Source organism: Affinundibacterium seohonense (genome assembly GCF_014284305.1).
In the GTDB taxonomy this organism is placed as follows: domain Bacteria; phylum Pseudomonadota; class Gammaproteobacteria; order Burkholderiales; family Burkholderiaceae_D; genus Undibacterium; species Undibacterium seohonense.
In genome coordinates this window covers 1-8,740 of sequence record NZ_JACOFW010000049.1, presented here as the reverse complement: position 1 = coordinate 8,740, position 8,740 = coordinate 1, and the positions used below count along the sequence as shown (strand labels likewise).

The 8,740-nt window shown below is 41.8% G+C and carries 10 protein-coding genes; 6 read left to right on the top strand and 4 right to left on the bottom strand.

Features of this window, described 5'->3' with window-relative positions; all coding sequences use genetic code 11:
• A partial coding sequence (locus tag H8K52_RS20320) for an IS3 family transposase (protein WP_186924741.1) occupies positions 1-99 on the top strand: 99 nt, incomplete at its 5' end.
• Between the two features lie 147 nt (positions 100-246).
• Here H8K52_RS20320 and H8K52_RS20315 read toward each other — a convergent pair.
• Positions 247-750, bottom strand: a complete 504-nt coding sequence (locus H8K52_RS20315) for a hypothetical protein (RefSeq protein WP_186924740.1) — start codon at positions 748-750, stop codon at positions 247-249.
• Positions 751-891: 141 nt separating this feature from the next.
• Between H8K52_RS20315 and H8K52_RS20310 the strand changes: the two genes are divergently transcribed.
• Complete coding sequence (locus tag H8K52_RS20310; protein ID WP_186924739.1) at positions 892-1,035, top strand: hypothetical protein; 144 nt, start codon at positions 892-894, stop codon at positions 1,033-1,035.
• Positions 1,036-1,268: 233 nt separating this feature from the next.
• Here H8K52_RS20310 and H8K52_RS20305 read toward each other — a convergent pair whose 3' ends face one another.
• A complete protein-coding gene (locus H8K52_RS20305; protein ID WP_186924738.1) occupies positions 1,269-1,895 on the bottom strand; it encodes a hypothetical protein in 627 nt (208 codons plus the stop codon).
• Between the two features lie 765 nt (positions 1,896-2,660).
• Here H8K52_RS20305 and H8K52_RS20300 point away from each other — a divergent pair.
• Together H8K52_RS20300 and H8K52_RS20295 are read left to right on the top strand one after the other, a co-directional pair.
• The gene (locus tag H8K52_RS20300) at positions 2,661-2,918 is read left to right on the top strand and encodes a hypothetical protein (protein ID WP_186924737.1); all 258 of its coding nucleotides are present in this window, start codon (positions 2,661-2,663) and stop codon (positions 2,916-2,918) included.
• 78 nt (positions 2,919-2,996) lie between these two features.
• The gene (locus H8K52_RS20295; protein ID WP_186924736.1) at positions 2,997-5,033 is read left to right on the top strand and encodes an AAA family ATPase; all 2,037 of its coding nucleotides are present in this window, start codon (positions 2,997-2,999) and stop codon (positions 5,031-5,033) included.
• Positions 5,034-5,296: 263 nt separating this feature from the next.
• On the opposite strand, the gene H8K52_RS20290 is transcribed toward H8K52_RS20295, so the two are convergent.
• Together H8K52_RS20290 and H8K52_RS20285 are read right to left on the bottom strand one after the other, a co-directional pair.
• Positions 5,297-6,136, bottom strand: coding sequence for a DUF3037 domain-containing protein (locus H8K52_RS20290; RefSeq protein WP_186924735.1), 840 nt, complete (start codon positions 6,134-6,136; stop codon positions 5,297-5,299).
• Positions 6,133-6,867: a HipA family kinase gene (locus tag H8K52_RS20285; protein WP_186924734.1), complete on the bottom strand. Its 735-nt coding sequence runs from the start codon at positions 6,865-6,867 to the stop codon at positions 6,133-6,135. Before H8K52_RS20285 ends, H8K52_RS20290 begins: the two co-directional genes overlap by 4 nt.
• Positions 6,868-7,097: 230 nt before the next feature.
• Here H8K52_RS20285 and H8K52_RS20280 point away from each other — a divergent pair, with 230 nt between their 5' ends.
• Both H8K52_RS20280 and H8K52_RS20275 read left to right on the top strand, forming a co-directional pair.
• Entirely contained in the window at positions 7,098-7,508 is a 411-nt protein-coding gene (locus H8K52_RS20280; protein ID WP_343044264.1) for a HipA domain-containing protein, read from the top strand.
• Between the two features lie 389 nt (positions 7,509-7,897).
• Positions 7,898-8,314, top strand: coding sequence for a hypothetical protein (locus H8K52_RS20275; RefSeq protein ID WP_186924733.1), 417 nt, complete (start codon positions 7,898-7,900; stop codon positions 8,312-8,314).
• The last annotated feature ends 426 nt before the right edge of the window (positions 8,315-8,740 follow it).

Below are 8,740 nucleotides of genomic sequence, written 5' to 3'. Positions count from 1 at the left end.
GATGCCTACATTCGCTGGTATAACGAAAAGCGTATTAAAATGTCCCTAGGCTATCTCAGCCCGATTGAATACAGAGAGCGCTTGGGTTTAACAACATAAATCAGTCCAAGAAAATATCCGCACCCCCATGTGATGATTTTATCGGGCATGCTTGCAACGATATCGGCTAACGTTTGAATTCACTGGCATTGCGCTGCTTTATCGCGCAACGTCCGGTGGAATGATGGGCTAGGCATTTTTCCTCGATCAGAAAACGATCTTGTAGGTCTGATTTCCCAACACATTATCGATTGCTTTTACTTCATTTCCACGCTCATCAATTATTTTTGCGCCACCGAAAAATCCACGTTTGAACTGCATACTTCTTGAGCTTTTACCGCCTTTCGCTTCTGCTGGAACAAAACGAATGCTGTAAGTGTCTTCATTGATCTTTTGTATTTTGTAAAAATCTGACGCACTTTTTACTTGGCGTATGTTGCCTCGACCAGAAAACGAAAGCTTAAAGGGCACAGATTTTGAAACCCACTTCTTTTCCACTTGCCAACCAGCGGACTTGAGCCCTTTTACAAATTCGGAAGTTAATTCTTCGACATCTTTCGTAGTAAACCCCTTTTCCGTAATGACAATATCTGTTTCAAATTCTGTCGAGCCATCCGATTTTATTGTTACAACATCGCTTTGTTTCCAGCAGCCGGTTAGGAAGGTGATGAGAAAAATTGTCGATACCAGCATCTTGAGGTTCAAATACATAATGTTCTCCTTGTGGGTAAATGCCTAACGAATGAAAGAGGCTTCCTCATCCAGAACAGCTAGGGAGGTAATTACAATCAGCCAAAGCGGCGTAGAGTAAGAGATGCAGTGCAATGTAATTACCTCGTGAAAGGAAAAATCATGGACAAGATTAACACTATGTCGTTCCAAAATGCTAGTGACGAGAGCCATATTGTTACCGTTCTCGGCATGGATTTAGCTAAAGATATCTTTGCATTGCACGGCGTAAATGCTGCGGGGGACGCTTCGCAAAATGCTCGTTGATGACGGTGCGTAAAGTCATGTTTAACTCATTCTGATGATGAAAGTTTATAGCGATTTATTTTTACTAGCAATGTGGCGTGAATTTCCCGCAACCGCGTGTGGGACGGACAAAAACATTGGCTGCCGTTAATGCATTGAATGGGTATGGACGACTTTGTCAAGGAAAGTACCCTTTCATAATATTGTTATGCTTGCAGTAGGTAGAAATGCTTGGCGTCAGGAAGGTTATCCGATCACAAGAGAGCGATTGGTGCGTGTCGTTCACTTCTAAGAAAATCACGGTCTGTGCGCCAGTCATGCGCAGAATAAGAATATGCAGGAAATTGCTTTGCAAGGGATGTCGAATGTGTAGCAATACTTTTGACTGTTTGAATTAGCTGTTCGAGCTCTAACAGATTTCTTACTTCTAGCGGTAAGCAAACGGTGACGATTCTACCGAATGGTTCCCATGTTGAATGGAAACTCGGTACTACTCTCAAATTGTCAGAATCTAAAATGGTTTCCGTGACTTCATGACGATTTTCGCCTGGAGGGATTAAATGAAACCACTGCCGATGAAGCTCAATAGATTCAGCTTCTCTGCCTTGCCTTTTGTTCCAATAGATTTCTTTGGTAAAAATTTCCACGGTCGTCATTTGCTGTAGACGTTGAAAAAAAATTTTACGAGGATGGCTCCATTGTATGAGAAGAGGGTAGTTGTTGATTGAAGTTACGACATTTTCATACCAGCTTCGCTCTGCCATTGCCTCTCCGAATCGAATGTTGCATGGCGATAAACTGCTCATCCAATTGGGGACTTTATTTGCTCTAAAATTTTGTTTTGCGATTCTTTTCTTTATTTCGAAGTAATGTGTCTTCATGATTTTCTACGCGATCGTTATCAATACATGGTTAGTCTTGATTGGGCATTCTTCTCGATAATGCGTTAAGTCTATATATTCCTGCATAGCGATCATCGTTGCCTTGAATACTGTCCAAATCAATTAAACCACACAGAATGTAGCTGTCAATTGCCTTCATCATATGGAGTTTCTTCTGATTTTTTGAAATCAGAACGTCACTAAATGACTTCTGTCCTATTGACTTGGATTCTGTTGCAGAAGAACAGTCAGGATAGGTTTATTTCTCTGATCAATATTCGTTGCACAAAATGCCAAGGCGACGGACAACAACTTAGATTGGATGGAGGAAGTTTGAGTATCTATATGAACACCACAGTCGAACTGTAAAACGCTACATCAAACTTGGTTAGCTTATTGCGGCGACTCTCAACAGGTGTTCTACCTGAACTCCAGCGTGGTCGATTTTGGATGCGCGTCAACAGCGTATAGAAGAAACAAAAGGATGCCTGTTGAACTCTCGCTTGTGAAATACAAAGCATTCTTCATTGTGTCGATGTTCATATAGGCAATCCCCTATCGTTGAGCTAATTTTATATTGGCAAAGATCAAGCCAGTATTGCGAGCTCTTGAGTTCTTAGAGCTTAAATCGCTGCTTAAGATTCAACCAATTCTTTCTTCCCTAAATCGACTTGACGAACTCAAAACCTATTGTAGGGTAGTCGTGTCTAGTACTAAGTAATTCACTTGGTCACTGACTTTCGACTAACGCAATCGGGAATATTCATGCCTAGTAAAAACAATTCATATTTCATTCCACTAGCTGGCGTTATCGCCAGTTCCTTGCTTAATTGGATGTTCGTCCAGTTTTGGTTCGCAGACTTTTTTGCCAAGCACATGGAAGTGTCGCGACTCATGTCCTATTGGGCGCTGAACACACTGATCTTTTTGATGGCGATTGTGAGGATTGTCAATATTCTGCGCAGGCGGGATTGGATCACCAATCGTATCAATCAATTTTTTGATCATCAGAAAAAAGACTAGTTGAGAGATCGATCGAACTTTAACCGTCTGGAAAAAATCAACTCGGTCATGTCGAGTTTCAGGTTAGGAGAAAACATTATGCAAGATTTTCGTTCAACCAAGTCAAGTATCATCGACGTAATGTGGCGCATCGGCGTGTCGCTTTACGCACTGATGATTACAACCTTCAATTTAGCACTCATTGTCCATTATTGGCGCGCATCACCCTTGGACTCTCCCTTTACTTACTACAGTTTTGTCTGCCTTTTAATGTTAATCGCTATTGCTAAGGCCTATCTATTCTTCTTGTTTTATTCTGGCATTCGATTTGATATGTTCTGTGCATCCGTTGCGCTCTTGTTGGCAGAAGCAATTCTGACCGTGATTGGACCAGCATCGACAGTAGGAATAGGTGAAATCATCGTCTTCTTAGGTGCGAACAGCTTACTTTGGGTCATTTGTTGGAAATGGATGGCCTATATCGCAGCACTGTCTGAACCTATCACAAAGGCACAAGAGCCTATGTTGAGCACTGGACTGCCTACACCGAATGCGATCTCCGAAAGAGCCCTGACTCATCAAAAACAGAATTCGTCAGAACTCCCAGTCATTCGATATGTGGCTAAACCATCTCGAACAACATTTGACCAGATTTGGGGTATGCATGAGTTAAAGAGTCACCTTGCCAGGGCAATGAATCAAATCACAGACGATGATGCCAATCAAAATCTAGAGACGACCAGAAATGGCATTCTCTTTTTTGGTGAACCAGGGAATGGAAAAACATTCTTTGCCGATGCAATCGCTGGTGAATTAGATCTCCCCATCATTTCTGTATCTTATGGCGATATTGCCAGTAAATGGATCAATGACACCACAGAGAATCTGATGCGGGTCTTTGCCGATGCAAGAGAGCAAGCACCTTGCGTCCTTTTTTTTGACGAGATTGATAGTTTGATTTCCGATAGAACGCTTGCATCTTCTACTGATGAAACGGCGAGATCAACCAATGTCTTTCTGACTGAAATTGTCAATTTGCGTCAGCATGCTGTGCTTTTTATTGGTGCGACGAATTTCTTCGACCAACTCGATACGGCTGCGATACGAGAGGGGCGCTTTGATTTTAAAATCGAAATTAATCCACCTGATGAAGAAGCTCGTGGTGAACTTTTATACCGGGCTATTGATCGATATTTTCATGTGACACCGCAAGAGGAGAAATTCTTTAGGACATATGCAAAACGTTGGCAAGGTTTCTCGGTCAAACGCATACAATCTATTGGACAAGAACTCTATGCAATACGAGAGGAAGAAGAGTTTGATCGGATCGATAGTCATTTGCTCAACCGTGCCATGCGGAGCCTGCAGGGAAGAAAAGGGCATCTCCCAGAGAACACGCTTTCTTTGGCCGACCTCATTCTTTCAGACGAGTTGTGTGCACAATTAACGACCATTGCAACGCGTATGAAAAATGTCGACCATATTGAATCCATGGGTGGCACTATACCTTCAGGGCTTCTGTTTTATGGTGAACCTGGTACCGGCAAGACCGAAACGGCGCGGGCTCTTGCTAAAGAATCGCAGTTTGCATTTTTGAACACCTCTGGCAATGACTTGATCCATAAGACAGGTGAGATAGAGAGATTATTGAAGGAAGCAAGAGATATCCGCCCCTGTATTATTTTTATTGACGAAGCGGATGATGTCCTCGCCAGCAGGGGCAACTCCTATGTGGCGTCAATCACAAATAAATTGCTGACTGCGATGGACGGGGCAGGGGGGCGAGTTCGTGATCTAGTGTTCATTGCAGCAACTAATCATCCAGACCAACTAGATCCCGCGGCACTGCGTGGTGGACGATTTACAGAAAAGGTGCACTTCGTATTGCCCACAAAAGAGCATTTGTGTGAGTTCGTTTTGCGTTGGATGACAAATTCAAGGGCGTGTTTTTGTGAAGACATGAGTTTTGCTGAGATCGTTGACATGTTTGGTGAAGGCGCCTCTATCGCGACTGCCAATGCCATTATGCAAGAAGCCGTAAATCAAATGATAGGGCGGTCCGCTATCGACGGATTCAATTTGGTATTTGACAGCGATATTAAGAGCGCAGTCCGCGTTGTGCGAAATCTGTCTTAAGGGGGCTTGTAAGAAGTTCTATGTAAATGTAACGGAACAAATCAGTGGTCGTATTTTTGAATACGATCACCAAACTCAGTTATAAATCGGATTAGCACCCTAGCATTCGAGCAATGCCAATTTGGAAGTTAAGTGTTGTCTACTAAATTAGGGGAAGTCCAGACTCGTAATTTGCGCGACAAAAAATGATATATGAAATTTCTTTCTGTATAAAAAAAGCCCTGCGCAAGCAGGGCTTCGATAACATCTAGAGCCTAAACAAATTACTCGTGAGCAAATTTAATCAGTTCTTCCGTATCATCATATGAAATAACCTTGACGTTCTGATTCTTCATTTCATCCATAATTTCGGCAAATGCAGCATAGCATTCGGTGCTCTCAATATTTGGTCTATTCACTGTAAATAAGACTGCATTCGGTAAAAAATGCCCACGTTTCAGCTTGCGAATTTTACCAACCCACTCCCAACCGTGGTCATAAAGCGACGTTGGGTCGTCTTGTGCAAGGTGTAACGGTTTAATCACTTTTTGAGCTTTCTCGTTTAACGTTTTGACCAACGGAAAACGCACGTGATAGGCGCTGTTACCTAAAACTGCAGGCGCATACAATTTCATAAGATCAGCTTGTTTCAGCGCTTGTGAAACGTGGCGCTCAATTAGCTGTTCTTGATATTGTTTTGTGGCAAAACTTCTTGCGACATAGTGCTCAAACAACTCATTAAGTTTATCGCTTGGATTGTCAGTCAGGATAACCCTTGGATCATCAAACCGGATCATCGCTTCACGTGGTCTAACAATTTCAGCGAATAAATGATTGAAGAGTGCTTTATTGGTCGGCGTTGCTGGTTCTTTATCATTTGTATGGGCGGCAGTTAGCATCGTTTTAACACGATCTAATTCTGCACTGAAAGATGCCTTCACACCTCTAAAGATACTTATATCAAGTTCTTCAAAGAATGCGCTAATACGTCGAACACGAGTTAATAACTTGAAGTCGAAATAGCCTGTTTGCGGACAGGTGAGCACGATGCCAACATTCGCAAATTCACCGGTCTCTGCATAAGGAAGAAATCTAACGATAGCGTATTGACATGCATATTTCATGAAGCTATCCCCCAAAAAGATTGGTTATCGAAACGGGCCAATAGACGCCGCGCATCGTCTTTGTTAAAGGAGCAAGGAACCCCATCACCAATCCACCACCAATTAAGAGGACTATTATTGCATGCCGTTTCAAACGCTGCAAATGCCCGTTCCATTCGTTCAACATAAGTTGCTCTTACAACACAATCTTCAAAAACGGCTGGAATTTGCCCTCTAAACACATGACTTTCACAAAACTCTATGGGATTGAATCCGATGTCAAAAGCATTGTTGTGGTCAATCACCGCCAACTTCTTTTCTTGCGTGTCCCAAAGTAAATTGGGGTTCCCACCTTTGTCGGTTAGGCTTCTATCTGCATTATGAATCCACCAGTCAAAGACTAAAATATCTTGTTGAAGCTGGGTTGGAATTTGTTTGATTTGAGACCATTGCAGTTCTTGAGCGAAAGTCTGTTGCTTGGATGCGAATGCAATACCCGATCCAAGCGATGTCCAATCAGGAATCGCGATTTCGATGAGAATTTCCGGAACATCAACTAATTGAAAAGGTGCGATTGGTAGGCCAAATGCTCGTGCGAGATGAGCAGATATCCACTCTGCTAAAAGACTGCGATGCCCTGCGTGACTACCAGTACCTTTGACGTAATAAAGGAGGTCGTCATCACCTTTGCACAGAAATGGTTTGGTCACACCTTGGTGAGCTCGGCCAATTATTTCAATAATTTGAATCATTCTTTTTTGTGCTTTTGCAATTCAAGAGAGCACGATACTTTCTTCTTGATACATAGTCAAAAATATTTCTAGTTTCTGAGAATAGTATTCTGAAATGTCAGAATCCAAATTACCACATCTAAATGTAAACGCATTCTTGATCTAGAGATTCAACGACGTAAGCGAATTCATATATTCAATTTGATGTGACGATATACGACAGAACATATCATGTCGAAGAATGAGAAATTGTGTTTGGATCGGCATTGTTCCAATTTTTGATTGGTAATTGCGATGCGCACTGCAAGAACTTTTCGTTCTTTGTCTTGCGAGATGGAATTGAGCCAGCACCTTGGAACGATCTGGTTAGTGTGATGCAATACCCAGAGATTTCCCACGAATTGGCGATGGGGTTTGGTGATGTTTTTGAACTAAAAGAGGTGAAGGGATTTGCTTTCGCCAATTTTGCGCAGTGCTGTCAAATCCCGCTTACGCTTCTGCACCGAGAAGCCGTGAAAGTGGCAAATAGTGCAGCAAAGTATGCCGATGCGCTGGCATTAAATGATGAATTCACTAATGAAGAAAGGTCGCTCATTTTGAAGTCAAGCAAATTTGTGATTCAACAAGCTGAGCTATTTAGGATTTATACCAAAGAAGCTTAGAAGATTGATTCAAGCTTTTTATAGGGTAAAGATGAGTGAAAACCAGGTTGAAAGGTGCACTCGTTCAGTACAACTATTTTGTTCAACCGAGTATGCATTTTATGATCTTCGTTGTCTTGAACGATTGCTTTTGCAAGACTAGGTTTGTAATCTCAAACTCTCGCTGTATGTAAATAAAGTTGGAGCTACTTTTTCAAAGGGGCACATGCATTGAAAAGAGTGTGGCTGAACATGAGGTCTCTAAATAGCCCCTTTTTCCCTGTTTAGGCGATGGGACTTTAAAAATAATTTGAGTTAGACTCGATTTGCACTCTTAACCAATTATTGCTTTCTACTTTGGTATAGAGACTCAATTGAATTTTCAATAATATTTTTAAGGACTAAGGAAAATGGTAAATCGCACCGCACTTGATTCTGGTTTGGTTAGACGTGAGTTGGAGAAATTTGTCTTGTCGTTGCCAGATGCAGAAATTCTGGTTCTTTGTCGCAATGGTTCAATATGGTTGGAGGTCGAATCTGCGTTGAAAGGTGAGGTCACTCAGGGTGATTTTTACGCTTTGGGTTTGGCACACGATTCAAATACTATTCAACTCGGTCTCACCAATAATTTGGCGTTGATCGTTAATTTAGATGGATTGGCTGACGCTTTTTATGAAGACCATATTGATGGTGATGACAAGGAATTTTATGCGTCGTCTTCGCTTCCAAAATACAATCTTGAACTTGGGAAGCAACTTTTGGCTGATTCTATTAGATTGAGTTTTGAGTCTGATTTTGATTCTTTTGTACACAGGGTTACTGAATAAAAGATGCTCACTGAAAGCCTACGGTTACGTGTTGTCGCTTGTTAACACGTTTACTTCGAGTGACGCTTTAGCAGGAAAAATCCGTTCAAATTGGGAACGAATAGAAATCTTTCCAAAATTTCCTATTGCAGTTCTTTATGCGACAAACCCATGACTTGCAACGATGATGTTGTTGTTGTTTAGCTAGATTCGTTCTTGCCTATGCTAAGTAAGACCGAATTTTACGAATGTCGCCTGTATCCAAGCTATTGTCGATCTCAATGAATTTGACATGTGATTTACATGTCATTTTTATTATTCACAGCATTAACCCTTCATTAATCGCGATTTTCCGCAGAGCTTCCCCCGTTAACTTCGTTAGGCATATTAATTGCTATCGTTGCCATGTCCACGCTGAAGTCTTTTTTGCGAGTTAAGAGGTGGAAC

Coding starts and splice junctions, on each gene's coding strand:
- H8K52_RS20315 (WP_186924740.1), bottom strand. CDS start 750: ATGTATTTGAACCTCAAGATGCTGGTATCGACAATTTTTCTCATCACC.
- H8K52_RS20310 (WP_186924739.1), top strand. CDS start 892: ATGGACAAGATTAACACTATGTCGTTCCAAAATGCTAGTGACGAGAGC.
- H8K52_RS20305 (WP_186924738.1), bottom strand. CDS start 1,895: ATGAAGACACATTACTTCGAAATAAAGAAAAGAATCGCAAAACAAAAT.
- H8K52_RS20300 (WP_186924737.1), top strand. CDS start 2,661: ATGCCTAGTAAAAACAATTCATATTTCATTCCACTAGCTGGCGTTATC.
- H8K52_RS20295 (WP_186924736.1), top strand. CDS start 2,997: ATGCAAGATTTTCGTTCAACCAAGTCAAGTATCATCGACGTAATGTGG.
- H8K52_RS20290 (WP_186924735.1), bottom strand. CDS start 6,136: ATGAAATATGCATGTCAATACGCTATCGTTAGATTTCTTCCTTATGCA.
- H8K52_RS20285 (WP_186924734.1), bottom strand. CDS start 6,867: ATGATTCAAATTATTGAAATAATTGGCCGAGCTCACCAAGGTGTGACC.
- H8K52_RS20275 (WP_186924733.1), top strand. CDS start 7,898: ATGGTAAATCGCACCGCACTTGATTCTGGTTTGGTTAGACGTGAGTTG.